Source organism: Methanosarcina sp. DH2, assembly GCF_020804225.1.
GTDB lineage: Archaea > Halobacteriota > Methanosarcinia > Methanosarcinales > Methanosarcinaceae > Methanosarcina.
Window position 1 is genome coordinate 470,922 of record NZ_WJBI01000001.1, and the last position, 26,829, is coordinate 497,750.

The window sequence follows — 26,829 nt, forward strand, 5'->3', positions numbered from 1 at the left end:
ACTCAAAAACAGGTGAACAAATGACTATTGGAATTGTATCTTACGGTGCATATGTTCCGAGATACCGTATAAAAATTGAAGAGATTGCCCGGCTCTGGGGTGATGACGCAGAGGCTCTCAAAAATGGCCTCATGGTGTATGAAAAATCCGTACCTGATGTCGACGAAGACGCAGCAACGATTGCAGTGGAAGCTGCAAGATATGCAATGGCAAGAAGCGGCGTTGATCCCTCCAGAATCGGGGCGGTATACACAGGTTCAGAAAGTCATCCCTACGCTGTAAAGCCAACAAGCACTATCGTAGCCCAGGCGATCAGCGCAACCCCCGAAATGACTGCAGCAGACTTTGAGTTTGCATGTAAGGCGGGAACAGCCGCAGTACAGGCATGTATGGGGCTGGTGGGTTCCGGAATGATTGACCTTGGCATGGCTATAGGAGCAGACGTTTCTCAGGGAGCCCCCAGTGATGCCCTGGAGTACACTGCCGCAGCAGGAGGAGTCGCCTGCCTCATCGGGAGAAAAGAATCCGAGCTTGCCGCAATCATTGAAGATACGTACTCTTTTACAACCGATACTCCTGACTTCTGGAGAAGGGAAGGAATGCCTTACCCTGAACATGGAGGACGTTTTACGGGAGAGCCCGGGTACTTCAAGCACGTGACAAACGGTGCAAATGGTCTTCTTAAAAAACTCGGGACAAAGCCTGAAGATTATGATTATGCGGTCTTCCACCAGCCAAACGGGAAGTTCCCTAGCAAGGCTGCAAAGATGCTGGGGTTCACAAAAGCCCAGATTACTCCGGGACTTGTTGTTCCAAAAATAGGCAATACCTATTCGGGTTCCTGTCTTATGGGAATCGCTGCAACCCTTGACCAGGCAAAGCCCGGGGATCGGATTTTCGCAACTGCCTTCGGGTCCGGAGCAGGGTCCGATGCTTTCAGCATAATAGTTACTGACAGGATTGAGGAAATCCGAAACAGGGCTCCAACGGTTTCCGAACTTATCAAGGATCCTATATACATCGACTATGCAAGGTATGCCAGACATAAAGGTAAAATCCGCCTGGCTTGAAAACGGGGTGAATACATGAGAGACGTAGCAATTATCGGAGTAAAAAATACAAAATTCGGGGAACTCTGGGAGCGCTCCCTTAGAGACATAGTCGTAGAAGCCGGAATCGGAGCAATCGAAGATGCAGGCGTAAGCGGAAAAGATATAGATGCCCTTTACATTGGAAACATGAGTGGAGGCCGCTTTGTTGACCAGGAGCATATAGGTGCCCTTATCGCGGACTATTCAGGGCTTTCAAGGAACCTCCATGTTCCGGCTACTAGAGTGGAAGCTGCCTGTGCATCAGGAGGGCTTGCCCTGCGCCAGGCTATAATAACTGTCGCTTCAGGATACAGCGACATTGTGGTTGCAGCTGGGGCAGAAAAGATGACTGATGTCGGGTCTGAAGAAGCATCTTCAGCTCTTGCAGCAGCTGCTGACCGGGAATGGGAAGGCATGGCAGGAGCAACATTCCCCGGGCTTTATGCAATGATCGCAAAACTGCACATGCACAGGTATGGGAGTACAAGCGAACAGCTTGCAGAAGTAGCCGTAAAAAACCATAAAAATGGGTGTTTCAATCCCATTGCTCAGTACAAGAACAAAATTACCGTAGATGATGTACTGAAATCAATAATGGTAGCTGATCCCTTACATATCTTTGACTGTTCCCCAATAACAGATGGGGCATCTGCACTTGTTCTGGCTCCTGCAGATGTTGCCCACAAGTATACTGACACACCCATTTACATTAAGGCAACAGCACAGGCAAGTGACACAATTGCCCTGCATGACAGAAGGGATATCACAACTCTGGATGCAACTGTGGTGGCTGCAAAGAGGGCATACTCCATGGCAAAATTGAAGCCTGAAGACATCGACTTGGTCGAGGTCCACGACTGCTTCACCATTGCCGAGATCTGTGCAATTGAAGACCTGGGATTTGCAGAGAAAGGAAAAGGTGGAATTGTCACCGCAAATGGAGAAACAGCAATTGGGGGTCGGATCCCTGTAAACACATCCGGCGGCCTGAAAGCCTGCGGACATCCCGTGGGAGCAACAGGCGTAAAGCAGGCTGTGGAGATTGTAACCCAGCTTCGTGGGGATGCAGGCAAGCGCCAGGTAGCAGGAGCTAAGTATGGAATGACCCATAATGTAGGAGGGTCAGGAGCGACTGCAGTAGTACATATTTTCTCGAGGGAGAGGTGATATTCGATGTCTTCTGTTCCAAGATTCTGGAGAAACCTCGGCAGCAGGTACAACCTTGAAGGAACTCGCTGCAAGGAATGTGGGGAATATTTCTATCCACCTCGTAATGTTTGCGTAAACTGCAGGCGTACGGGTGAACTCGAATCTTTCAAATTCAAAGGCACCGGCGAAATCGTAAGCTATACTTTGATTCACACGGCTGCGGAAGGTTTTGAAAACCAGTCTCCCTATACACTTGCAATCATCAAGCTGGATGAAGGGCCCAGTCTGACATCCCAGGTAGTTGGTGAACCCGAAAAAATGCATATCGGAATGAGGGTAAAACCCGTTTTCCGTAAGCTCGGGGAAGACGGTGAACGCGGTATGATTTACTACGGTACCAAGTTCGTCCCTGCAGATGCCTGAAAGGGTCCGGATTCTTCTGGATTCCGATAATAATTCGTTAAAGTGAGGATTTTTCCGGGCCTTCCGGATCGAATTGGAGATGTATTAAACTATGATTGAAGTGGAAGTCAAGGTAAGAGCGGATCACTCAAAGATCCGCCCTCTCCTTGAGGAAATTGGGGCAAATAAAATTGGAATTGAAGAACAGTCAGATACCTATTTTGCAGCCCCATACCGGGATTTTGCAAAGACGGATGAGGCTCTCAGGATCCGTTCTCTGGGCGGCCAGGCTGTGCTGACCTATAAAGGTCCTAAACTCGATAAAGTCTCCAAAACCAGAGAAGAGCTCGAAACTCCTGTAGATGAGGCTACAACAGCAAAAATTTTTCAAGCTCTGGGGTTCTCGGAAGCTGGTGTAGTCCGCAAAAAAAGAGAAATCTTCAGCGCAGGAGGGATTACTATCTGTCTTGATGCAGTCGAAGGACTCGGGGAGTTCCTGGAAGTAGAGATTAATGTTAGTGACGAAAAAGATCTCGAAAGTTCAAGGGACCAATTATTTAAATTTTTATCTCGGTTTGGAGTCGATGAAAAAGATTCTATCCGCACTTCTTATCTTGAAATGGTATTCGAAAAGAAGAACTGAAAGCCCTTAACTAGAAAGAGTAACTGTTCTGAAATCTTTTCGTTTTATACTCTTATTCTTCTTTTCTTATCCTCCTCCCCTTTCTTATCTGTCTTCTTCTCTCTTAGTTCTCTTTTCTATTCATCTTTTTCTTTATTGTGTCCAGTCTATATATTCAACAATCTTAATTTTCTACTATTCCACACTCTCATATTTTATATACGGGGAGCTGCTAATATTCCATAGATTATTTTGGATTTGGAGTGGAAAATGAGTGCGGCAGAGATTTTAAACAACAAAAGAGCTGTTTCACCGGTTGTTGGGGTCGCTTTATTAACTCTCTTAACTATTATTTTTGCATATGCTATAGGTTCCAGTAGTATTACAGGAATTTTACAGTCATATTCAACAGGTCTTGGAATGGGCGGCAGGCTCGATGGTGGAGAACTTGAGGGAAACCTGATAAAGCTTGAACACAACGGTGGAGAGCCATTTACCTTTCAGAATGATACAAAAGTCCTTGTAGAAGTCAAAGGAGATAGTTTCGAACTGAATATTTCCCATTTGTACGGCACAACCATAACTGCTGGGGACACATTAAGCCTTTACCTGACTCCCAGGTATCCTGAAAATATTGGCAAACTCGATAATATAACTGCAGGGGATAAAATTGTTTTAAAAGTAATTGACGGACAGAAAAGGCTTATGGTCTTAAGGCAGGAAGTAGTGGTCTGATCAGTCCGTACGATTGTCTTTCATGCCCGCAATATATACGTACGGGCACGAAGACAAGATATCTAACTTTCACATTTTACTTTTTACTTTTTTATCTTTTTAAATTTACCTTATTCTGGAACCTGACTTTATCTCTTTATCCGGCATCAGGGCTGCTACGATCGCTTCGCAGTCATCAGCTGCGAGCATCATGCCGTTTGACTCAACTCCGCAGAGTTTTACAGGTTTCAGGTTGGCGAGTATGACTACATTTTTCCCGATAAGCTCTTCGGGGGCATAATAGGAAGCCATGCCTGCAACAAGCTGCCTTGGTTTTGCTTCACCTATATCAACCTCAACACGCAGGAGCTTTTTTGACTTCTTTATGGGCTCTGCAAGGAGGACCTTTCCCACCCTTATGTCAAGCTTTGCAAAATCTTCATAATCTATCAGGGGAAGGACTTCTTTTTCCTCTACTTCTTCGGCTTTTAAGGCCTTTCCGGCTTTTTCGGCTGGTTTTACCTCTTCCGCAGGTCCCATTCCTTCGGACTTCGAAGGCTCCTTTTCTCCTCCCTTTGCTGCATTTTTCTTTGCATTTGCGGCTTTTACACGCTGGTTTGCAATTTCTTCCATCTCTCCTATCCTGTCATCTTCGAGCTTGGTAAAGAGGATCTCAGGCTTTGCAAGTTTTGTGCCTACCTTCAGGGGCACGAGGGCTTCTTCATACTGCGCGGCATGCACATCAGTTTCCTGCCCGAGCCCTTTCCAGGCTGTTTCCATAGTCTTCGGAATAACGGGTTCAAATATAATCGTCAGGGCTTTTGCCAGGTGGAGGCAGTTGTAGAGAACACGTCCGCAAGCTGCTCTGTCTTCCTTTATAAGGCTCCAGGGCTCGTGGGACTGGAAATAAGTGTTCCCGAAAGACGCAAGAGTCATGGCAGAATCAACAGCTTTTTTAAACTCATACTCAGCCATTGCCGCTTTTATCTCTTTTAGAGCCTTTTCTATTTCTGCTCTTACTTCAGGTTCGAGATTCCCTTCAGGGACTTCTCCATAGTTCTTGAAAGCAAAGAGCATAGTCCTGTACAGGAAATTTCCGAATACAGCCACCAGTTCGGTGTTGATTTTTTCCTGAAGCACTCGCCAGGAGAAGTTCAGTTCCTTTGTATGGGAGGTGTAGCTTGCCAGGTAGTACCTGAGGAGATCCGGAGAGAAACCGTGGTCAAGGTAATCTTCCCCTACCCAGACAACATAGCCTCTGGTCTTGGAAAATTTCCTGTCTTCTATTTTGACCATGCCTGAAGCTACAACGGCTGTAGGCACTGAATAGTCTGCGCCTTTAAGCATGGCAGGCCAGAAGATACAGTGGTGGTAAGTGATGTCTCCTCCAATGAAGTGGATTATTTCCCCGTCCCCTTTCCAGAATTTTTCCCAGGAATCCCCTGCCTGCGCAGCCCATTCCTCGGTGAAAGCCATGTATCCTATAGGGGCGTCCACCCAGACGTAAACCACAAGGTCTTCATGCCCAGGGAATTTAACTCCCCATTCAAGGTTCCTTGTGATGCACCAGTCCGTAAGCCCCTGCTTTACCCAGCCAAGTGCGTAGTTGATGGCATTGGCGGTCCCCCCAAGGTCATTTGAGAGATAATTCATCAGGTAGTCGCTGAATTCGGAAAGCTTGAAAAAGAAGTGTTCCTGCTGGCGGTACTCTGCAGGCCCTCCGCAAATAGTACATACAGGGTTATAAAGCTCTCCGGGTTCCAGATGTTTTCCGCAGCCCTGGTCGCATTCATCGCCTCTGGCAGTTTCTCCGCAGTGAGGGCAGGCTCCTTCCACATAACGGTCAGGAAGGAAACGGTTGCATTTTGGGCAGTAAGCGATTTCTATAATTTTCGGATATACATAATCTTTTTCAATCAGCCTGTTTACAATGTCAAGAGTCCGGTGATGATTTTCAGGGTCATCAGTTGTCCCAAAAGCATCAAAGTAAACTCCCAGCTGCTTGAAAGTTTCGTCAAAGTGTTTATGATAAATCTCTACAAGTTCTTTAGGGGTGATCCCGAGCTCCTCGGCGTTTACTACAATGGGGGTGCCATGAGTATCCGAGCCACAAACAAAAGTGACCTCCCTTCCTTCCTTCCGCAGGGAACGGGCAAAAATATCGGCGGGCACATAGGTCCGGAGATGCCCGATATGAGCCTTGCCGTTGGCATAAGGCAGGCCACAGGTGACAAGTACGGGTTTACTGGATGAGTCTGACATTCTTATCTCCATATATTTTTATAAGTGTATCCATTCTGGATGACTGCAATTCTGAAATATATTTCGCTTATTGTGTTTACAAGGTAACTTATTTGAGGAATAGTTGATAATCCTATATAAAGAAGGGTAGAATGCAGAGAAACATAAATAGTTGCTCTGACAATTCAGACCTGTTGAATTGACACTTTTATTTGCGGGCTTCTTAAAAACATATTTCTGGCAAGTCTTCTACCAGGAGAATTTGCCTGCCCCATTAACTGGAGTTTTCAGCAGTAAAGTAGCATAGACCGAAAATCAGAAAACAAACCCAAGAAATGCGGTTCTGTCAGACATGAATGATGAAAATGTAAATTCAGAAGGTACGGATTCTAAAAACACGAGCCCGGAAGAAGCACCTGGAGATGACCTTTCTAAAAATAGTGCTTACACTAAAAAAGAAATTATCCTCCCTGATGGGGACAATTCAGCCAGTACTATCAGGGAAAATTCCTCAGGCCCCAATTTTGCTCCTGAGATACAGGGTTCGGTAATTAAGGATGTTCCGGAGCCCCCTTTCCGGGATTCTGATAAGAAAACGATTGAAAAAGAGAGTTTAAGCATGAATTCGGGCTCTTCTCCTTCCTTGAAGAAAAAGAAGCATAGCGGTATGTCCTATATTTTGGTCTTACTGGCTCTGATTACTGTTATTGCGGTTAGTATGGCTGCTATCTTTTATGGTCTCGGTTTCGGAGGAAATTTCGGGACTTCCGAGAAGATAGCAGTAATTTATGTGCAGGGCTCCATGCTCACCGGAAATGTTCCTGCAGGGCTCGGTTATGCAACCTCGGAAGAGATTTCTGAGAATATTCACAGAGCTGTAGCGGATAAAGAAGTCCGGGCAATTGTACTCAGGGTAAATAGTGCTGGAGGGTCTCCTGCAGCCGCCCAGGAGATTGCAATAGAGATCGAGAAAGCACAGGAACAGGGTATCCCTGTTGTTGTTTCCATGGGAGACCTGGCAGCCAGCGCTGCATATTATATCTCTGCACCAGCAGATTACATCTACGCAAACCCCTCTACAAGTACGGGATCTATAGGAGTTATCTGGACCTTTGAGAATCTATCTTCTTACTACGAAAAGGAAGGTATAGATTATTACATTTCAAAGTCCGGTGAGTTCAAAGATATGGGAGGGTCTTGGAGGGGGCTTACGGACGAAGAGAAAGAATATGCTGATACCGTTGTCATGGACAGCTACGAAGACTTTGTAACTCAGGTTGCAGAAGGGCGCAATATGAGCCGGAGTGAGGTAAAAGACCTTGCCGACGGTCGCGTATATACAGGAACCAGAGCAAAGGAGCTCGGGCTTGTTGACAACTTTGGAAATCTCTATGATGCAATTGATAAGGCCGCGGAACTGGGAGATATTCAGGGCGAGCCAAAAGTTGTGTATATGAACAAGGCAAGCCTTTCAAGGTTACTTCTCGGTTCGGAATCCGGGGATTCCAATGAGGAAACCGGGCAGTTTGTCAATTACTTTGAGGAAAACCCTTATGGGAAAATTCTTTCCTGTCTAAGTTAATTAACGAACTCCCTCTCTTTCCTTTTTCCATTATTTATTTTCTTTATTTTTTCCGGTTTACTGCTTCTTATAATAGGCTTGCAGCCTGAAAATAGCAAAATATATATTAGCTAACATGCAGGATATCTCGGGCTTAACATGCTGGAACTCAAATTTGTACGTAACAACCCCGACATAGTTGGGCGTGCTCTTATTAACAGAAATATGGGCACCGAACTTATAGATAGCCTTCTTGAATATGACGTGGCCTGGAGGGAATGTATTGCCGAGGGTGATGGCCTGAAGCATAAGCGAAATTTGGTCACCCGCGAGATAGCGCAGCTTAAGAAGGAAAATAAGGATGCCTTACCCAAGATAAACGAAATGCAGGGCATCAATGATCGTATTAAAGAAATCGATGATAAGATACGTGATTATAAGTCAAAAATAAATGAAATAATGCTGAGTATCCCCAATATCCCATCTGAGACGACGCCGATAGGCAAGGATGAAAATGACAATCCGGTTGTGAGGATAGTTGGAGAGCCAAGAAAATTTACGTTCACTCCAAAACCTCACTGGGAGATAGGAGAGGCACTGGATATACTCGATTTTGAGAGAGGGGCAAAGATAGCAGGTCAGGGCTTTACAGTTTATAAAGGCATGGGCGCAAAACTTGAAAGAGCGCTCATAAACTTCATGCTTGATGTGCACACTGACCAGGGTTATCTCGAAGTTTTCCCGCCTGTGCTTATAAATGAAAAAGCTATGACCGGCACAGGGCAGTTGCCAAAGTTCAAAGATGATATGTACGTGTGCGCAGACGGCTTCTATCTCGCACCTACTGCGGAAGTTCCGGTGACCAACCTCTTTATGGACGAGTATATGGAAAAGCTGCCTGTGTTTCTTACAGCATACACTGCCTGCTTCAGGCGTGAGGCAGGAAAACACGGTCAGGACACTAGAGGCATTATCCGCCAGCATCAGTTCAATAAGGTTGAGCTTGTCAAGTTCGTAAAGCCGGAAACATCCTATGAAGAACTGGAAAAACTCACCCTCGACGCTGAAGAGATCCTCAAACTCCTTAAATTGCCGTACCGTGTAGTAAGCCTCTGCACTGGCGACCTTGGGTTCTCGGCTGCTAGGACTTACGACCTCGAAGTATGGGTGCCCGCACAGGAAAAGTACCGGGAGATATCCTCGTGCTCGAATTTCGAGAACTTCCAGGCAAGGAGAGCCAATATCCGCTTCAGAACTCCTGAAGGCCCGCAGTTTGTCCACACACTTAACGGCTCAGGCCTTGCTGTCGGCAGGACTGTAGTTGCAATACTGGAGAACTACCAGCGTGAGGACGGCAGCGTGGAGATCCCAGAAGTCCTCAGGCCTTATCTTCACGGGGCCGAAGAAATCAGATAAGTTTGAATTTGTGGATTACCCCGAAAAATCTTTGACAAATTTACAGGGTCGTGGAACTGAAGGAATACAGGGGAGCTTAGATTGAACCGGGAATTGTCCGTATGGGCAGGGTAAATTTCTCAAGGTTGCTTTTCGATATGCGGAAATTCGATGAGAAAGCTGGCAGTTCGTAAACTACCTTGAGAAAAGACCTTACGAGCTAATCTTTATCTTTTAAAGTGAGCAACGAGCTCCCTCACTTTCTTTTCCCACTCACATCTTCTCTTCGGTACTTATTTTTTCCCCTTCAGCATTATTCATGGCTTCCCGCGTTTTTTCTGCAGATCTTATCAAGAAGGAGGATGTTGTCAAGAATGAGGGAACCGCTCCAGCCTAAAGGAATTGCCCAGGCTGGTTTGCCTGTAGATTTATCTACCTGTTCAGGGAGAAGCCCTGTGCTTGTTGCTCCGGCAAGAGCCCATCTCAGGCACTTAATCCCTTCACTGGTCAATTTTTTCACCTCGTCTGCATATGGTCCCTCTTTTCCATTGGGGAGATCAAGGACAAAAGCAAACATAGCTTCTGAAAGCCAGAGAGTGGTTACTACCCAGGGATTTCCGTCGATGTAAGTATCATTTTCATAGCGTTTGATTCCGTAACCCGTATTGATAGGAATTGAGAGCTTTTTCTGGATGTTTTCTATCAGGAAAAGGATCATATCCCTTTCTACAGGGTCTTTCGGGGAGAGCATTCCAAAGGGTATATAGGCGCCCAGGACACTTGCATCAATTGTTTTATCCAGTTTTTCATTAATAATACCTTTCGCAAAATAGCCCTCCTGAAGCCAGAAACGGTCAATTGTAGCTTGCTTGATAAACTCAGCTCTTTTCTTCCAGCGCCTTGCCATGCCAGACTCACCGTTTTCTTCTGCAAGATGAGAAGCGCCCATAAGCCCTGCATAGATCGAGGCATTGGTGTACGTGAAAACTCCGTAATAAGTCTCCCACAGGTCCATACAGCTTTCATGCAGCCCGGACTTTGTCCTCTTCATCAGATACTCGGCAGCCCTGAGTACGGAGACCCAGACTTCCTCCAGGAACTCAACCTTTTTAAGACTTTCAAGAATCCTGTAATATACATCCATGGCATGAAGCGTGGCTCCGGTCTCGTCTATCTGGGTTGAATAATCAAAATTTCCCCAGGAAGGGGCTATGTCCCCATTGAGCCAGTAACGCTGGAACCAGGAGCCGTCAGGCAGCTGGGTCCGGATACACCACTTGAAAAACCTGTCACAATATTCGGGATATCCGGAGTGCTTAAGGGCAAGCACTAACTCCGAAGTATCTCTGTTCCAGCAAAATCCGTATCCTCCGCATTTCTCAAAATTGGAATCAAACTCCGGGGCAGCTACAAAAGATCCGTATTCATGGTCATTAAGAAGGTAAAGCATAAGGAGAGCACGGTTATAAGCATTGAATAGTTCCTGGCGAAGGTTGTCGTATCCCTCGATTCCTGGCATTTTAAGCACGTGCTTTTTTGCTAGCCACATCACCCAGTGTTCCCGAGTTTTTTCAAAGATGTGCTCAAGAGGCAGTTTGGATAACTCATGCATCCTCTTATACAGAAGGCTCCGGGAAGATGCAGCTCCTATAAAGATGACAAACTCATTTGCCCCATCAGCTTCCAGTTCAAGGTCCCAGCCAGCAGCGTTGTTGATATTTCCTATGTCTTCTTTATTCCGCTGCAGCTTTCCGTCTTCCATATCGTACTTGGAGTTTGTCCACCATATAGTATCCATTGCCTTTCCAACCTGCCATTCCGTAAACTCCGGCAGGGCATAGATTCCTATATAGTAATTTTGCCAGTACTGTGCAAGCAGGCGAGCTTCCGTATCGCAAAAACCTGAGTTTTTCTTGGAGGTTTCCCCCACATCGAAGTTCGAGTAGTAGAAAAATTTCCCGGACATCTTCTGCTGGGACTGCACCTTAAACCTGCGGATAAGGACAGGAACGTCGGGGTGCACAAGGTCAAGAATCGAGATCCTTATCCCGGAATCGTGGTAAAGTTTTGTGGATACGATATTGGTATCCTCTATGTAGTTTTGAATTGAGTGCCAGTCATTGTCGTTTGTCCAGAGAAGTCTTTCTCCTGTGTAGATGCAGGCAACGGATTCTTCTACATGCTGGGCATGGTCTCTGCGGGGATAAAATAACCCTAAGATTTCCCCTCTTTTTCCCATTGTTACGAGCAGCTCATTATTTCCCAGAATGGCGTTAGGTTGTCTGATCACCTGATCTCCCCTCTGAGCTGGTGTTCCTGATTTGGACTGGAGGGAGCCAGGGAGATTATGTGTTCGCAGACATTCTTCCCGGTGGCTTTACAGCTGACTTCCCTCACACTTATATTCTTCCCGAAATACTCGGTCAGGTAACCCGCAAAATAGCCGCTCATGAAGGCACATACCGGCTGGTCCGATCCACCGTAAACATCGGCTATAAACGACTCTTTTACAATAATTTTTCCTTCATAGGTTTCGGGGTTGCAGTCAATTTCCAGGATTCCCCAGCCCACAGCTCTGTAGAGTTCTGCAAGCATGCTTGCGAAGTTGCTGTCATTAATGGGCATAATGCTCTTGAAATATTTTGCGGCATGGGTACCTCCCCGTAGTCCGGATAGGGTAAGAAGCCCTTCGGCATGTGGCACACTCTGGTTAAGGGTTTTTATTATGTCGACAATAGTGAGTGCCCTTGCCATAACTCCCCTGACTCCTATGACGTTCAGGGGGAAGTCAACGGAGTAAATCATCCCGAATTCCGAAACCCCATGTTCCACTGTACTCACAACTTCCAGTTCTTCGATTTTCCGGGCAAGCTCCCCCATATCAACATCTTTCTTAAGCTCTGTAAATATTGAGTATTCTCCTGTTTTTTGTGTAATATTGTCGATATGCCCGAAAGTGATGAACGCATTTTCTTTTTCAAGAAAATCAGTTATTATAGATAAAGAGCCAGGCTCTTTTGAATATGTAATCTTGAACCATACAATTCGCGAATCTTCGTTGAATCCTGCAAACATGCATAAGTCCCTAACCATATAACTCAAACTCCAGTTGATCTGTACGCATATTCTGTACGCATATATTTCCTTAAGCCATTGTGCTGAGTTTTCTGAATACCTGGGCTTTGAAGTCCATAAGTACAGCCATGAAATTCACTGCTGCCTCGAAAGGAGTGGAATGAACACTGAAATAAGAATGCACGTCTCCGTCCCCGAGCCACTTGGTGCACATGTAGTAGTAATGGTCCGAAGTTAAAAGGTGCTTCCATATACGCAGGATTTCAGGGTCTCCTGTCTTTTTCACAAAAGGCTCAAGCAGTTTTATTTCTTCAAAACAACGTCTTTGCATATCGTTTCCAAGCCATGCGCTGGTGTCGCGCTCCATATCAGCCCAGGAAATCGTTGAAAAGTCTCCAACATCGATCTCAGCTACAGGTGAATATTTTCTGGCAACCTCTACAGGAGTACTGAATTCCAGGCCTTTTTTAAGGACTTCTGCAGGTAGTTTTTCCATAAAATCAAAAATCCCGGTTTCTCTCCACTGATGCTCTCCAAAAGTTTCATAGTCCATAAAGATATTAACGCAGTCCTCTTTAACCCCTGAAGCCCATGAAGCCCATTTTTCCGCAGTCAGAGGATAGCCTTCCCACCATCTTGCAGAGAAACGATATCCTATATCGTCGCTCAGTTTGTAGTTCCTGAAGAGAATGGGTAACCCTGAGTCTTTTGCCTTATAAAGGACGTTAGGAGATCTCTCCTCAAGCATATGGTCCGCACCTTCCGTGAGAATTGCCTTATAACCCAGCTCGGAAGCGATCTTTGCTACAGTATTGTTATAGAGCAGTTCTGTGTTTCGGAATACCTGAGGTTTAACTCCGAGGAGATCGGAAACAATTTGTTTATGTTCCTTAACTTCTTCGATAAATTCTGTTTTGTCATCAAAAAGGCTTGAAAGGGAATGGTAAAAGGTCTCGTCCAGAAGCTCCACAGCTCCTGTTTCTACAAGTTGACGGAAGCTCTCCAGCACCTCTTTTCCCCAGAATTCGCACTGTTCAAGCAGTGTACCGGTAATCGAAAGTGAAAACCTGAATTCTCCTTTATATTCGTCAAGTGACTCCAGAAGAGCCCTGTTTGCAGGGAGATAGCATTTCTGGGCTACTCTTTCGAAAATTTCTCTGTTGCTTCTTTCATCAAAGTATCGAAAGAAGCCAGACCTGTCATCAGGCCAGAACCTGCGCAGCCTGAAAGGCTGATGCACCTGAAAGTACATGCAAAGGGAAGTCATGCCCCTTCCTCCAGAACGGATCTTCTTAAATCCGAAAGAATGGAATAGTAGTTTACAGCTCTCTCATGTCCTTCACGTGCGTTTCCCGGGCCCATTGAAAAAAGGATTTCACTTTGCTGAAGGTAACCGAAAACCCGTTTCAGCTTTTGATAGTTCTTCTTTTCTTTAATTTCCGTAAGTTCTTCCCCTACTCTTACAAGCTCCCTTAGGTAGAGCTGCTGAGCATGGTTTCCGACAGCATTGTGCATTCCGTAGCGGATTGTCTGTTCGGTCCCAAGGGTTGGAAGCCTCAAAGGGATGAACCTGCTTACTGCTTCCGAAGGTGTGATCATCTCAATGCCCCGGTTCTTCAGTGCTTCCGGAAAAGCCCGTATAAATTCGGCTATCATGCTCTTGCTCCTGTGGTGAAGGCAAAGGCTTGTGTAATTTAGATAAAGGGTAAGTACATCCCCTTCAATGCCTGCAATCCAGTCTGCAAATTTTTCCGGGATTAGGGGATAGCCTTCCCAGCTTTTTTCCGAAAAACGCAGTTCAAGGTCTTCACTGAGATTTATGTGCCTGAGAAGGATAGGAAGGTCATTTTCAAAAACGCGGACGGGATCGTATCCGTCCAGAATGTTTCTTGACCCTTCGGCAATAAGGCACCTGAAACCCATATTCGCAAGTATATTTCCCACTCTCTCCGTATACAGTAGTTCCGTATTCACAAAAGTCCCTGGGTTTACTCCTAATAATTCCTTGAGCATTTCCCTGTAAATTGTTACTTCTTCTCTAAACCAGGAAAGGTCAGGATAAAGAGAGCTAAGGGAATGGTAACTGCAGCTTCCTGTAAACTCTACCTTTCTGCTTTCTGCAAGCTCCCTGAAAGACTCAAGAAGTTCAGGGTCCCACCTGCACTGTTCCAGGAAAGGACCTGAAAGGTCAAAAGTGTAACTTCCCCCTCTCTCAATTGATTCCATAAAAAGGTCATTAAGGCGCAAAAGTTCTCTGCCACTTTTTAAGAGTCTTGAAAAAATCTGATTCCGATCAAAATACCGGTCCATTTCAGGCACCCCGGAAAAACCCTCTACAGGCCAGTACCATTTTGGACTGTAAGGCAGATGCACTCCCACACACATGCAAACGGCTTTCATAACAAAATAGTCTTGTGCGGAAACCTACTAAAAACTATTGTTTCTCTCAGCCTTTTGCCTGTAATGGAATTCTTGGTCATACTCAAAAAGCTGGCCTCTGGTTAATTGTTTTCATCTATTTCCGGAATTCTTAAAGGAATCTTTCAGTTTTCTCTCCCTGCGCCGCATGAGATTGGGGTCAGCCTGTCAGGTAAGAATAAACAATCGGTAAACCAGTAATGCAATTAAGAGAGACAATATATTAAAGAAACATCCTCCTGTCCCAGGTAATAATTTTCCCTTATCCCGAAAATTGGTCTTAAATTCGCAGGTAAATATAAACGCCCCCACCAGCTTGTCCGGTGGCCTTCTCCCTGGGTAGAGGAAGAATGAAGTTGAAGGAAGAAACTCGGAAAGGCAGTAAAAAGCAGTAACGCAGGTGTAGATTACCATTTGTCTATTTTATATTTTTTTCTTCCTTTTTGTCTTCGAGGCTACTCCCCTTCGTCGAGCGTAATAAGAATGGTTCAGTATCACGAATAAGGTTGTATGAGTCGAGGTTTGTTGTTTTGTCTTTTTAGTCCTCTTGAGCGTAGCGAAAAGGACCGCGTACTCCCGAGGCGCAATTCGGGCGAGACGCAATTCGGGCGAGACGCAATTCGGGTGTGACAAAAACGACACGGAATAGCTGATACGGTTGTGCAGATCAGAGATAGGCCCGAAATAGTTGTAATTTAACCCTCTTGAACTCAATTACTGCTGTACCTCCTTATTTAGTTCTCTTGAGCACAGCTCTTAAAAGAATAGCTCTGAAAAAAAGTTGAAGATTAATGTGAAAAGCCGGAAAGCAGTCTATCAATAACATATTAAAAGTAACTGGGTAAAAACAACAGAATCAATAAAAGTATAAAAATAGCGGGCGAAATAAAAAGAGTAAAGGTCAACGGCTGAAAAATAGTCTGTAGCGAGTTAAAAAATACGCCGGGCTAAAAAGAATCAGGGGATGAATTTAATCATCCCATCATAAATCTGGTAAGGCTGCCGTATGCCTCTTTGATTTCTTCTAAAGAGAGGGAAACTTCGAAGTCTTTGCCTTTGATTTCAAGGGTTTCGCCTCCAGCCTTCCCGATTACGGTATGGGGCACACCTTTAAGAATTTCCTGCACAGCCTCGGGTTCGGCTGTAGCAATCAGTGCCCTTGCAGGAGCTTCTGAAAACAGAAATTCATCTGCTCCAATCTCACCGGCAACTTCGCTGAGGTCTACCTTTCCACCCAGGGTTTTGCACATCCTTGCAAGCCCTGCTCCGATCCCTCCGAGGGAAAGATCGTGTGCGGAGCTCAGTTTTCCGCTTTTAACAGCTTCAATTATGGCTTTTATAACGCCAGGGGCGTTCTCCGGGACTGCAGGGACTTTTCCGGCATTGCCAGACCCTATGCAGGCATAGTATTCGGAGCCTCCCATTTCAGGCGTTGTCTCTCCTACAAGTATAATGCTGTCTCCCGCATTCGTAAAGAAACTTGAGGGGAGAGGAGTTTCGAGATCCACTTTCCCTATCATTCCTATTGAGGGAGTGGGAGGTATTGCAGTTTTGAGCTCATCGCTCTCGTTATATAGAGAAACGTTTCCTCCAACGACCGGGATTGAAAGCCTTCTAGCTTCGTCTCCGAGCCCGAGTACGGCATTTTTGAACTGCCAGTAAGTTTCAGGGCGCTCGGGATTTCCAAAGTTAAGGCAGTTTACAATAGCCAGTCCTTCTGCACCTTTTACTGCAAGATTCATGGCGTTTTCGATAATTGCAGTCTTTCCGCCTGTGTAAGGGTCAAGCAGTGTGGCTCTGGGCTGGCAGCCGCAGGAAAGTGCAATCCCTTTTGTATTTGTAACCCTCAGCACTCCGGAGTCTTCTCCGGGCTTGACAACGGTCCTTAACTGAACCTCATGGTCATACTGCCTGTAAATCCATTCTTTTGAGGCAATGTTGTAGGAGGACAGGACTTTCAGGAAAGCCACTTTCAGGTCTTCTGGAGTTTCCGGTTTTCTGTCCTCTTCCCTTCGAGTTGGGGCTTCAGAGGGCTTTTCGCATGTCGGGGCCCCCCCTGTCAGGAAACCTATTGGAATGTCGGCAACGATTTCTCCTCTGAACTCAACTGTATAATTGGGCTCTTCTGTAAGGTATCCGATCACAGCCCCATTCAGGTCATACTTCTGTACCAGGGCAATTACTGCATCGACGTCTTCAGGAGCTACTTCAAAGAGCATGCGCTCCTGGGACTCTGCGAGCAGGATCTCATAGGCGTTCATGTTAGGTTCGCGCTGCGGAACCGCATCTGCAATAATACGGGCTCCCAGTCCTCCCTTTGCAGCCAGTTCCGAGCTTGCTCCTCCAAGCCCTGCAGCGCCAAGGTCTTTGCAGGATTTTACATATCCTTTTTCTATGGCTTCCAGGGTCATTTCTATAGCAAGCTTTTCGGTATATGGGTCTCCTACCTGAACGCTTGGGCGGTCTTCAGCTTCAGCTGATTCGGAAAGGTCTCTGGAAGCAAAGGAAGCTCCTCCAAGCCCGTCTTTTCCTGTGCTTGAACCCGCAAGAATGAGCTTGTTTCCGGCTTTTTGGGAGCGAGAGGTGGTAACGTTCTCTTCTTTGCAGAGTCCGACTGCAACAACGTTTACCAGCGGGTTTCCACTATATCTTCTATCAAAAAAAGTTTCTCCCTTGACCACAGGCACTCCTATGCAGTTCCCGTACCCTGCGATTCCTTTAATAATCTGCTCGAAAAGGAAAAGGTTTTTAGGGGTGTCCAGAGGCCCGAAATAGAGCGGGTCCATAAGGGCTATCGGACGGGCTCCCATGGATATAATATCTCTTACTATGCCTCCCACACCGGTAGCTGCCCCATTATACGGGTCTACATATGAAGGGTGGTTGTGGCTTTCCATGCCTATAGCAAGCACATATCCATCTTCGAATTTAATGATCGCAGCATCGTCTCCAGGACCGATAAGAACGTTTTCGCCCGTGGTTGTGAAGGTCTTTAGGAGAGGGGCGCTTGAGCGGTAGGAACAGTGTTCACTCCACAGATTTAAAAAACAGCCCTGCTCTACCAGGGTAGGCTCGCGCCCAAGTTCTTTTTTAATGATCTTCAGGTCTTCTTCAGGTAACATTGCCTTGCCTCTGATTCTTAAGCCTCATTTGGATGCCGAAGCTTAGTTTCTCTTGTAATTTCCCTAACTTTTAGGGTTTTCAATGTAGCGTTTCAATGTAGCGTTAATAGACTATGCGGACTTAAAGGAACAGGGATTAGATAAATATTTCTTTAAGCCTTAGAGGAAACTTTCTTTCGGAACAAGCATCTGTAAACGCTTTGTCTACAGATTTCCTGGATTTTCAGGATAGGATTCATTTTTACACAGGATATCTTATTCTCAGGCTGATATAGTACACAAAATGATATGAGAATAGAGTCAAAAGGGCTTATAGAAAAGATAATGGGGCTAAAAGGCTTTAGAAAAGGGATTAGAACCAAAAGGCTTACTTTAAAAATTAAATTTAAAATAAAAAAAGCATGAATTAATTTATAATTCAGATTTGCTGAACCATTTTTTCTATCTTAGTTCCGGTTTCGGTCAGGAAGTAAACCTCTTCTTTTTTTGCGATCAGATCTTTTTCTTCAAGTTCCTCAAGAGTCTTTGCTATGGTAGGGTATACTACCCGAAGAGTTTTAGAGATGCGTTTTCCTTCCATTTCCCCTTTTGAGGCGAGCAGAGAGAGCACTTTTTGCCTTATGCTATTTCCGTTCACAAAACCTATTAACTCGTTCATAGGGTACCTCCCGGATATGCTTGTTTTTTTCCGGACATTATTATATAGTTATATTTATATATCAATAGTTCATAAATATGTAATTATATAGGTTACATAAAAAGATGGGGTTCAAGATATATTTAGCTTTTTGCTGGCTGAAAAATGCTTTTTCTGCCAAAAGCACAAATTTTCGGGGTTTTATTCTTTAAGGTATAATCCGGGTTTTTTCGGAATTCCTGCTTCTTGAAGCTGCCTGTGCCCGAGTTTTTCAGATGTTTTGTCGGCGGTCTCCATACTTTCTACAAACCTGTTAAATTATATTAATTCAAATGTGTGAAAAGTACTTAATCTTTATAAGGTTATTTACTTATAATTCAAAAAATAAATAAATACAAAACTCTGGTTGGCTTTTTATATTATTGAGGATTTCTTGCTTATAGCGAAATTCAGTATAAAGTGCCTGAAAAATACCATTAGGCTTTAATATCATCATTGATAAGTACTTTATATCTATTCAGATATTTTCGGATGTAAATTACATATACAATGATTACAAATTTGGAGGACATACTAACAAATGAGCAGCGGAATGTGCCCGGTATGCGGGCTTCCAAAAGAACTTTGCATTTGCGAAGAAGTTGCAAAAGAGCAACAGAGAATAACTGTGAAAGTTAACAGAAGAAGATATGGAAAGGAAGTTACTGTTGTAGAAGGTTTCGATGCAAGTGAGATTGACCTTCATGAACTGTCCACTTACCTTAAATCAAAGTTTGCATGCGGAGGTACAGTAAAAGGAAACACTGTCGAACTCCAGGGCAATCACCTGACCCGCATGAAAGAAGTCCTCATGGAAAAGGGTTTCTCTGCTGAGCAAATTAAAAACTAAACTCTGAATCCGTCCCCCATCGGAACAACCGAACCTGAGAACAGGATTGTAAGTTTATAGATTCGGAGTTGTACGTATCTTTTTGCCAGTTTTTCGACAGTATGCCCCTTCTTTCCGGTGTATTGACTGGAACATGAGTTCCTTCCCGGAAAACTATACAAAAAGTGCGTTTTCATATATTTATCTATGCAAGTGTTGGTCTCCAATGAAAACAACATGCGAAATTATGGTACAGAAAGTCTTGCCTGCAATCAGGGCTGAACTTTCACGGGCAATGATTTTCGAGCATGGATGCACGCAGCAGGATGTAGCAGATATCCTTGAGCTTTCAAGAGCTGCGGTATCCCAGTATGTGAGTGAAAAACGCGGAGCTGAGATCGATTTCTCTGATGAGACCCAGAGTGAAATCCGAAAATTTGCATCAGTCCTCCTGAACGGGGGTTTATCCTCTCAGGAAAAGGTAAAAGGTATGTGCGGCATATGCTGTTTTGTTCAGAAGTCCGGCTGGCTGTACAGAAACGCTCCTGAAGCTAAAGCTTGCATTATCTGCAAGGATATGAATCTAAAGTGAGAGACACGTTGTGTATCAAGTGCAAGGGAAAAGGACTTTGCGGGCGTCCTCGCTGCCCAATTCTTGAAAAATTTAAATCCTTGCAATCAATTTCTCCTGTAATCTCAGGAGATTCTGTATTTGGGGCATCTCCCCCGGCTCTTTTTGTCGGAAGCTACGGTTACCCGAGGGTTTCGGCAGGTCCCATGATTCCTCCCTTAGCAAAGGAAGACGAAGCTTTGCTTTTCGAAGACCCTTCAGCATGGGGAAACATGCAGATAGAGGATATCATCTCCATGCGTTCCCGTATGGTTAGGGCAAACACAAACCTTCATATAAAAGATGCACGGAGCAAAGAGAATCCCCTCCTGCTAAAGGCTCAGGAACTGGCTCTCTCCAGAAAGCCGGTGGACACTGAAGCCTGGTTTTTTAAAACCCCCAAACAGGAACTCAAATTCGATGCAGTCCTTACGCCTATGGGCCCCTCCGGGCTTGTGAAAAACTTTGAGCTTGCCGAAAACCCCGATGTCCCGAAAAAAGTGGACTATCTGGTCTACGATACCGATGCTCTTGCAAAAGATGCCATTAATGAACTCTTAAAAAGCGACATTTCTACCGAGCACATTACACGTCTCTTTTCCATAGGCCTGCTCGGAAAAGAGCGTAAACTAGTGCCTACTCGCTGGTCTATCACAGCCGTGGACGACATGGCTGGAAAGGAACTTGCAGACCGTATAATGGATTTTCCCTGGGTCTCTGACATCAAGCTTTTCAGCGGGACCCATTTCGGAAACCATTTTGAAGTTCTCATCCTTCCGCGGGCTTATTCCTTTGAACTTATTGAGGTCTGGCTCCCAAAAACCGTCTGGTCAGGGGAATCAAGCTGGATCGGTGAGGACAGCGAAGGTCTTGACGGAAAGAAAGGATATTCCCCTCTTGCAGGGGGTTATTATGCAGCAAGGCTTCCTGTGCTCGAGTACCTGACAGAAATCAAAAGACAGGCTTCGGTCTTTGTACTGAGGGAAATAACTCCCGATTACTGGGCTCCTCTTGGGGTCTGGGTAGTTCGGGAAGGCATGAGAAAAGCTCTTCAAAATCCTCCTGAAACCTTTGGTTCCCTGGAAGCAGCAGTTTCGGACCTTTCGGGCAGGGTAAATACACCAAAAGCAGAATGGATGCAGCAGGCAAAAATGCTTTCTGACTTCCGCTTCCAGACTACGCTTGATTCATTTTTTAATATATAATTAAGTTCAAAATGAAAATAAAGCAGTTAAAAAATAAAGCAGTTAAAAAATAGAACGGTTAAAAAATAGGGCAGTTATAAAATAGGGCAGTTAAAAAACCATTTTTCCGATGTAAAAATTCATACGGAAGACGTTGAAAACCTTTTCAGGCTCATTCAAGCTTCCGGATTATGTAAGGTTTATTCAAACTTCTGGATTGCAGCAGGCTTACTCAAAGATTTCAGGTACAATGCGCCGGGCAACATCCTCATAAGCTTTGGAAATATCGCCTTTGTCAAACCTGAATACATCTTTGTCCATGGACTGTCCGGTTTTCTTATCCCAGAAGCGGCAGGTGTCGCAGGAAATCTCGTCGGCAAGGATTATTTCTCCATCCCTTCTTCCAAACTCAAGCTTGAAGTCGGGAAGCAGGATTCCTTTCTCGTCAAGGTAAGGCACAAGCAGTTCATTGATCCTGAGTGCAAGTTTCCGGAGTGTGGCAAGTTCCTCGCGTGTTGCAATGCCAAGCGCAAGGGCAATATCGTCATTCAGCATGGGATCTCCGTATTCATCGCTTTTGAAATCAAAGACGATAACCGGGAACTCGAAAATAGTACCTTCTTTCATAGGGTATTTCTTTGTAATTGAGCCTGCGGCAATATTCCTGACAATGACCTCAATCTTAATGATTTCCACTTTCCTTACAAGCATATCAATGTCGGAAAGCATACTGACAAAATGAGTCTTGATTCCGCTGGCTTCCAGCATCTCGAAGATTTTCTTTGAGATCTGGGCGTTGTAGTAACCCTTCAATTCCATTTCGCCTTTCTTTTCCCCATTGAATGCAGTAAGGCTGTTTCGGAATTCGGCGATAAAGGTATCGGGATCATCTGTCTTATAGATGGTTTTTGCTTTCCCTGAATAGAGCTGTTCTCTTTTCATGCAATGGTCCTCTCTAGGGATTATTCTGGATTTCCTTTGATAGAGAGATTTCCAGAAAGACTGTTCCGGAGTAACAGTAGTTTTAATATACGAGTTATTTAATAATGCTTGGGGCATTCCAGAAACGGGTATTCTCCGAAACTGTATGCTTGCGGAAGTGAGTTGCTCGCTTCCTGAATCCGTAAAGATACTCCCTGAAACCTGAAACGTTTACAGATTATATATTTTTCCTGAACGTACTCTGGATTTCATGAAGAGACGGAGTAAATGATAAAGTCTTTCTGCTAGATAAAGCTATCACTCGTGCCGGCTTTCAATCCTTCAACGGAGGTCTGCCTTCTGCTTCGTAAATTATATCTTTAAAGAAAGCCCATTACTAGGTTTAGCAACTCAAGCAAAGATTTAAGAACTTTCCGCTTTGGGCGCACATCACCTGATAGTGGTCTAATCTAAGTACTCAATAGGTAAAAAAACATGTCAGGAATTATACTAGACATAGTAGAGCTGCTGTTGACCGCAGAGATCTATAATCGCTATCCAGAACTGGATGTTAATGATCTTCCAAAAAACATTCGAAAAAGTTATTGGAGCAGCGCAGAAAAAACAGTTCCAAAACCCATAATAGCTTCATTTGTCAGGATCGAAAAACTATATGGGATCAAAGATATCGAAAAAAGTGTAAGGAACGTACCTTTCATAACTATTGACAGGTCTCACTTTGAACTCCGCCTGAGCGCATTTGAACTTGCCGCGGAATGGCTCGAAAAACAGGAAGATTCTCAGGAGAGGATCGAAAATAATCCTGTTCTCGCTTATTATTTCGGAGAAATCAGGAAGGATGAGGCTGCAAACTATGCAACTGCAAAAGCAAAGCTCAGGCCAAAGGAAGTTGACAGGGAATGGATAGAATCCCTGATAGCTGAAATCAGGAAAGAAGACAAGAGCGAAGAAATGCTCAAGCTCGTTGTCATCATCGCTCCTGAAGATGTCAAACAGAAAGTCAGAGACCTTGTGCTCACCAAAGAGCAGGAAGACGAAATTGAAAAGATTATGAAAGCCATCCAGCACAGGGAATACCTGCGCGAGATCGGGCTGCATGATATTGGAAAGCTACTGTTTGTCGGGCCTCCGGGTACTGGAAAGACCTCAGTTGCCCGTGCACTTTCAGAACAACTCTCCATTCCCTTTGTTGAGGTCAAGCTCTCAATGATTACGGACCAGTACCTTGGCGAGACCGCAAAAAACATAGATCGTGTTTTCCTGCTTGCAAAAAAATTGAATCCCTGCATTCTTTTCATAGATGAACTGGACTTTGTTGCAAAAGCCAGGACTTCAGATGAAAATGCTGCAATCAAGAGGGCAGTTAATACTCTCCTGAAAGCTATAGATGAAATCAGCCTGGTAGAGCACGGAGTCCTTCTGATCGCTGCGACAAATCACCCTCGAATGCTTGACAGTGCAGCGTGGAGACGTTTTGACGAAATAGTTCACTTCCCATTGCCTGATCTTGATATGCGTAAAAGTATCCTGGATATTGTTACCCGGCATATACAGGGAGACTTTGATACGGCAGAGATTGCAGCACTGACAGAAGGTTATTCGGGTTCTGACCTGCGCATGGTTATCAGGGAAGCTGTTTTGAGTGCTCTTCTGGAAGAACGCAAGGTACTCACCCAGCAGGACCTGCTGGAAGCAGTAAAGTCTTTTGACGAAAGGGCAGATCTCAAGTCCGATGACTACAAAGGGAAGAGTTCTTCATGAGGCTAACGCTGCTCGGAACCGGTGATGCTGTCGGGACTCCCAAAATTGGATGTAACTGCCCGACATGCGCTGACGCCCGCGAAGGTGGAAAAAGTCAGCGCCTTCGCTTTTCTATCCTTGTGGAGTCTGATCAGGGTAAAATTCTTATTGATACGAGCCCTGACCTCAGACAGCAGTTCCTCAGGCAAGGGCTTTCGGGCATAGACGGGGTAATCTGGACACATGGGCACTACGATCATTATGCAGGTTTCGGGGAGTTCTACCGTGTTCAAAACAGAGTTGATGTATATGGGGTTCGAGAAACCCTGGATTACATAGACCAGTATGTTTCTTTTCTGAAACCCAGGTATCACCACGTAAAACTCTATGATCCCTTCGAATTAATCGGGCTTCAATTCACCCTTTTTAAGGTTTACCATCCGCCGGTAGAAACCCCTGCCGGAGTCATTATCAGTGATGCGGATACTGTCAAGGTTGTAGTCACCGGGGATACGAGCCCGAATATCCCTGAAAAAAGCCTGGAATTAATGAAGGATCCTGATCTTCTTATTGCGGACGCCATAGTTCCTCCGCACATCCACATCAAGAAACACATGAACTCGGAAGAGGCTATGGCACTTGCGCAAAAGCTCAATGCAAAAGAAGTCGTCCTGACCCATCTCAGCCATCTCTTCCGTCCGCATCACATCGAATCGATGTTTTTACCTCTGGGGTATGACGGGCAGATCTTTGAGTTCTAATCTTTTTTGAAACAGCTTTGATTCCTTTTGAGTTAGTTTATCTTTTTCAGTCACTGTTAGTCACTGTTCGCTAAGATATGAATCCCGAAACATTTTTAACAGGAATTTCTTTTTAAACACAATCTTCATTTTTATTATTTAATTGTTAGTTCTATATACACCAGAGATCCAAAATAGGTTATGAACCCGAAACGCATCCGAATTCTCAAATCCGGAAAATCAGGTGATGGACCTACTGCTTACTGGACGAGCCGTGACCAGAGAGTTGAGGACAACTGGGCTCTACTGTTTGCGAGGGCAATAGCACAGGAGACTGATGTACCTGTAGTCGTGATTTTCTGCTTGACAAAAGAGTTTTTGGGTGCTGGAAGAAGGCATTATGAATTTATGCTCAAAGGGCTACAGGAATTTGAGGGTGCCCTTTCCCGGAAAAGGATTCCTTTCGTTTTTCTGCGAGGAGACCCCGGGCAAAAAATACCTGAATTTGTAAGAGAGTACGGTATTGGGGCTCTTGTCACTGATTTCAGTCCACTTCGTGTAAAAGCTGAATGGGTAGAAAAAATTATTACTGATATCGAAATCCCATTTTTTGAGGTTGATGCCCATAACGTCGTCCCATGCTGGGAAGCTTCTCCAAAGCAGGAGTACGCTGCACATACTTTTCGCCCGAAACTCTATGGTCGCCTCTCCGAGTTTTTTGAAGAATTTCCTGGGCTTGAGCCAAATTCCGAATCAGCTGAAATCCTATCAGGCAACGGCATGCTGGAAGTTTTATCAAACACAAGGGAAACCGGAATTAAAGCCCTTCTTCCTGAGAGAATCTCTGGCAAAAGTAATGATTCCCTCTTTGAGCCTGAACATTTCGAGCCCGGGGAAAAAGCTGCAAGAAAGGTAATGGAGAGTTTTCTCGCAGAGAAACTTGACTCTTACCGTACGCTGCGGAATGATCCAGCAAAGGATGGGCTCTCGAACCTTTCCCCTTATCTTCATTTCGGGCAGATCTCTGCACAGAGGGTCGTGCTTGAGGTGGAAAAGACAAAAAGCGACCCTGAATCAAAGAAAGCTTTCCTGGACGAGATCCTTGTATGGAAGGAGATTGCAGACAACTTCTGTTATTACAATCCCGGATATAATAGATTTGAGAGCTTTCCTGACTGGGCAAAGAAGTCCCTGAATGCCCACCGGGATGACTGGAGAAAGTATATCTACACCCTCGAAGAATTCGAAGCAGGAAAAACACATGATCCCCTCTGGAATGCAAGCCAGATAGAACTTCTCCGTACCGGGAAGATGCACAGCTATATGCGCATGTACTGGGCAAAAAAAATTCTGGAATGGAGCGAGTCCCCCGAAAAAGCCCTTGAAATTGCAATCTGCCTCAACGACAGATACGAACTGGACGGAAGAGACCCCAATGGTTATGCTGGAATTGCCTGGAGCCTCGGAGGCGTCCATGACCGGGCCTGGAGGGAGAGAGATGTGACAGGAAAAATCAGATACATGAGTTATGAGGGCTGCAAAAGGAAATTCGACGTTAAATTATATATTGCAAAATATTCAGCTCTGTAAAAACTCCCAATTTTATTTAAATAACTTCTACCAGTTTTTTGTTTATGTTGTATACTAAGATTTTAACTTCTATCGATATGTATATAGGCTTACTAAAGCTTAAATTTGCTTTTTTCCCAGATTATTGAAGTGTTTCGCCTGCTTCCAGAAGCAGAGCTTAAAATGTATCTATTTCTCTCGATAGACTAGCCTTCAAACCTAACACTCAGCAGGTAGATAAAATTCGCATTAAAGCATTAGATTAATATTTATCTTAATGTTTTAATATTACTAAAGGATTTTATACGGTGTACAAGCATGAATCAGCATTACTTTTCTTTGGATGATTATTATAAGTTCCTTATAGGTCTTGACGGCATGGATAATTATTATAAGTTCCTCATAGGTCTTGACGGCATTATACTTCCTTTCTTACTAATAAAGAGTTATCCAGCGGTTGTTAATTTAGCAACAGAAGCTAGCTTTCTTATTATATTAGTAGGAGTATTTTGTGTGTTAATTGATAATTGGAATCGAAAATCAATAGCTTACAGATTATACGTTGAGCTATATGAAAACGAGTATCAAGCTAATTCCGACTATAAAGCTGGTAAAGTATTTGTGAACTTAATTTTTTATGTAGTCTCTATATATTTAGTATCTGGTGTATTTTATGCTCTCTGACACTCGCCCGTAGGCTTGCATGAAGGGATTATTAACCTGGGCGGAGGTGAGAAACCCGCCCACCA

Annotated in this window: 22 protein-coding genes; 14 read left to right on the top strand and 8 right to left on the bottom strand. The window is 44.6% G+C overall.

The features are described 5' to 3' along the window. The first annotated feature begins 20 nt into the window (after window positions 1-20). The 5 genes from FXV91_RS02005 (at window position 21) to FXV91_RS02025 (ending at window position 3,999) form a co-directional block, all read left to right on the top strand. Window positions 21-1,070, top strand: coding sequence for a hydroxymethylglutaryl-CoA synthase (locus tag FXV91_RS02005; protein ID WP_229387821.1), 1,050 nt, complete (start codon window positions 21-23; stop codon window positions 1,068-1,070). Between the two features lie 15 nt (window positions 1,071-1,085). Continuing rightward, window positions 1,086-2,258 (top strand): thiolase domain-containing protein, encoded by a 1,173-nt coding sequence (locus FXV91_RS02010; protein WP_229387823.1) that lies wholly within the window; start codon window positions 1,086-1,088, stop codon window positions 2,256-2,258. Between the two features lie 6 nt (window positions 2,259-2,264). After that, a complete protein-coding gene (locus tag FXV91_RS02015; protein ID WP_229387825.1) occupies window positions 2,265-2,663 on the top strand; it encodes a Zn-ribbon domain-containing OB-fold protein in 399 nt (132 codons plus the stop codon). Window positions 2,664-2,754: 91 nt separating this feature from the next. After that, window positions 2,755-3,285, top strand: a complete 531-nt coding sequence (cyaB, locus tag FXV91_RS02020) for a class IV adenylate cyclase (RefSeq protein ID WP_229387827.1) — start codon at window positions 2,755-2,757, stop codon at window positions 3,283-3,285. 249 nt (window positions 3,286-3,534) lie between these two features. After that, window positions 3,535-3,999 carry a type IV pilin N-terminal domain-containing protein gene (locus FXV91_RS02025; RefSeq protein ID WP_229387829.1) on the top strand — a complete coding sequence of 155 codons (465 nt, stop codon included), beginning with the start codon at window positions 3,535-3,537 and terminating at the stop codon, window positions 3,997-3,999. 105 nt (window positions 4,000-4,104) lie between these two features. Here the strand turns inward: FXV91_RS02025 and metG are convergent, their stop codons facing one another. After that, window positions 4,105-6,240 (bottom strand): methionine--tRNA ligase, encoded by a 2,136-nt coding sequence (gene metG / locus FXV91_RS02030; RefSeq protein WP_229387831.1) that lies wholly within the window; start codon window positions 6,238-6,240, stop codon window positions 4,105-4,107. A gap of 331 nt (window positions 6,241-6,571) precedes the next feature. On the opposite strand from metG, the gene sppA reads away from it, so the two are divergent. Together sppA and serS are read left to right on the top strand one after the other, a co-directional pair. Then, entirely contained in the window at window positions 6,572-7,801 is a 1,230-nt protein-coding gene (gene sppA / locus FXV91_RS02035) for a signal peptide peptidase SppA (RefSeq protein WP_229387833.1), read from the top strand. A gap of 138 nt (window positions 7,802-7,939) precedes the next feature. Then, on the top strand, window positions 7,940-9,196 hold the full coding sequence (gene serS / locus FXV91_RS02040) for a serine--tRNA ligase (protein WP_229387835.1): 1,257 nt from the start codon (window positions 7,940-7,942) through the stop codon (window positions 9,194-9,196). A gap of 292 nt (window positions 9,197-9,488) precedes the next feature. On the opposite strand, the gene FXV91_RS02045 is transcribed toward serS, so the two are convergent. The 6 genes from FXV91_RS02045 to FXV91_RS02070 all read right to left on the bottom strand — a co-directional run bounded on the left by FXV91_RS02045 (window position 9,489) and on the right by FXV91_RS02070 (window position 18,448). After that, entirely contained in the window at window positions 9,489-11,465 is a 1,977-nt protein-coding gene (locus tag FXV91_RS02045; RefSeq protein ID WP_229387837.1) for a glycoside hydrolase family 15 protein, read from the bottom strand. Continuing rightward, a complete protein-coding gene (locus FXV91_RS02050) occupies window positions 11,462-12,268 on the bottom strand; it encodes a V4R domain-containing protein (RefSeq protein ID WP_229387839.1) in 807 nt (268 codons plus the stop codon). Before FXV91_RS02050 ends, FXV91_RS02045 begins: the two co-directional genes overlap by 4 nt. 52 nt (window positions 12,269-12,320) lie before the next feature. Next, window positions 12,321-13,517, bottom strand: coding sequence for a glycoside hydrolase family 57 protein (locus FXV91_RS02055; RefSeq protein WP_229387841.1), 1,197 nt, complete (start codon window positions 13,515-13,517; stop codon window positions 12,321-12,323). Continuing rightward, window positions 13,514-14,650 carry a glycoside hydrolase family 57 protein gene (locus FXV91_RS02060; protein WP_229387843.1) on the bottom strand — a complete coding sequence of 379 codons (1,137 nt, stop codon included), beginning with the start codon at window positions 14,648-14,650 and terminating at the stop codon, window positions 13,514-13,516. The genes FXV91_RS02055 and FXV91_RS02060 overlap by 4 nt, the downstream gene beginning before the upstream one ends. Before the next feature lie 992 nt (window positions 14,651-15,642). Further along, window positions 15,643-17,790 carry a phosphoribosylformylglycinamidine synthase subunit PurL gene (gene purL / locus FXV91_RS02065; protein ID WP_229387846.1) on the bottom strand — a complete coding sequence of 716 codons (2,148 nt, stop codon included), beginning with the start codon at window positions 17,788-17,790 and terminating at the stop codon, window positions 15,643-15,645. 418 nt (window positions 17,791-18,208) lie between these two features. Then, complete coding sequence (locus tag FXV91_RS02070; RefSeq protein ID WP_229387849.1) at window positions 18,209-18,448, bottom strand: helix-turn-helix domain-containing protein; 240 nt, start codon at window positions 18,446-18,448, stop codon at window positions 18,209-18,211. Window positions 18,449-19,007: 559 nt separating this feature from the next. Between FXV91_RS02070 and yciH the strand changes: the two genes are divergently transcribed. The 3 genes from yciH (at window position 19,008) to FXV91_RS02085 (ending at window position 21,110) form a co-directional block, all read left to right on the top strand. After that, window positions 19,008-19,316, top strand: a complete 309-nt coding sequence (yciH, locus tag FXV91_RS02075; protein WP_011032808.1) for a stress response translation initiation inhibitor YciH — start codon at window positions 19,008-19,010, stop codon at window positions 19,314-19,316. Between the two features lie 205 nt (window positions 19,317-19,521). After that, a complete protein-coding gene (locus FXV91_RS02080) occupies window positions 19,522-19,887 on the top strand; it encodes a transcriptional regulator (protein WP_229387851.1) in 366 nt (121 codons plus the stop codon). After that, window positions 19,884-21,110 carry an Nre family DNA repair protein gene (locus FXV91_RS02085; protein ID WP_229387853.1) on the top strand — a complete coding sequence of 409 codons (1,227 nt, stop codon included), beginning with the start codon at window positions 19,884-19,886 and terminating at the stop codon, window positions 21,108-21,110. Before FXV91_RS02080 ends, FXV91_RS02085 begins: the two co-directional genes overlap by 4 nt. 207 nt (window positions 21,111-21,317) lie before the next feature. Here the strand turns inward: FXV91_RS02085 and purC are convergent, their stop codons facing one another. Next, complete coding sequence (gene purC, locus FXV91_RS02090) at window positions 21,318-22,031, bottom strand: phosphoribosylaminoimidazolesuccinocarboxamide synthase (RefSeq protein ID WP_229387856.1); 714 nt, start codon at window positions 22,029-22,031, stop codon at window positions 21,318-21,320. Window positions 22,032-22,505: 474 nt separating this feature from the next. On the opposite strand from purC, the gene FXV91_RS02095 reads away from it, so the two are divergent. The 4 genes from FXV91_RS02095 to FXV91_RS02110 all read left to right on the top strand — a co-directional run bounded on the left by FXV91_RS02095 (window position 22,506) and on the right by FXV91_RS02110 (window position 26,764). Then, window positions 22,506-23,792, top strand: a complete 1,287-nt coding sequence (locus tag FXV91_RS02095; RefSeq protein WP_229387858.1) for an ATP-binding protein — start codon at window positions 22,506-22,508, stop codon at window positions 23,790-23,792. Continuing rightward, complete coding sequence (locus tag FXV91_RS02100; RefSeq protein ID WP_229387860.1) at window positions 23,789-24,532, top strand: MBL fold metallo-hydrolase; 744 nt, start codon at window positions 23,789-23,791, stop codon at window positions 24,530-24,532. Before FXV91_RS02095 ends, FXV91_RS02100 begins: the two co-directional genes overlap by 4 nt. Before the next feature lie 180 nt (window positions 24,533-24,712). Continuing rightward, window positions 24,713-26,101 carry a deoxyribodipyrimidine photo-lyase gene (locus tag FXV91_RS02105; protein ID WP_229387862.1) on the top strand — a complete coding sequence of 463 codons (1,389 nt, stop codon included), beginning with the start codon at window positions 24,713-24,715 and terminating at the stop codon, window positions 26,099-26,101. Between the two features lie 297 nt (window positions 26,102-26,398). After that, window positions 26,399-26,764, top strand: a complete 366-nt coding sequence (locus tag FXV91_RS02110) for a hypothetical protein (protein WP_229387864.1) — start codon at window positions 26,399-26,401, stop codon at window positions 26,762-26,764. Window positions 26,765-26,829: the final 65 nt, after the last annotated feature.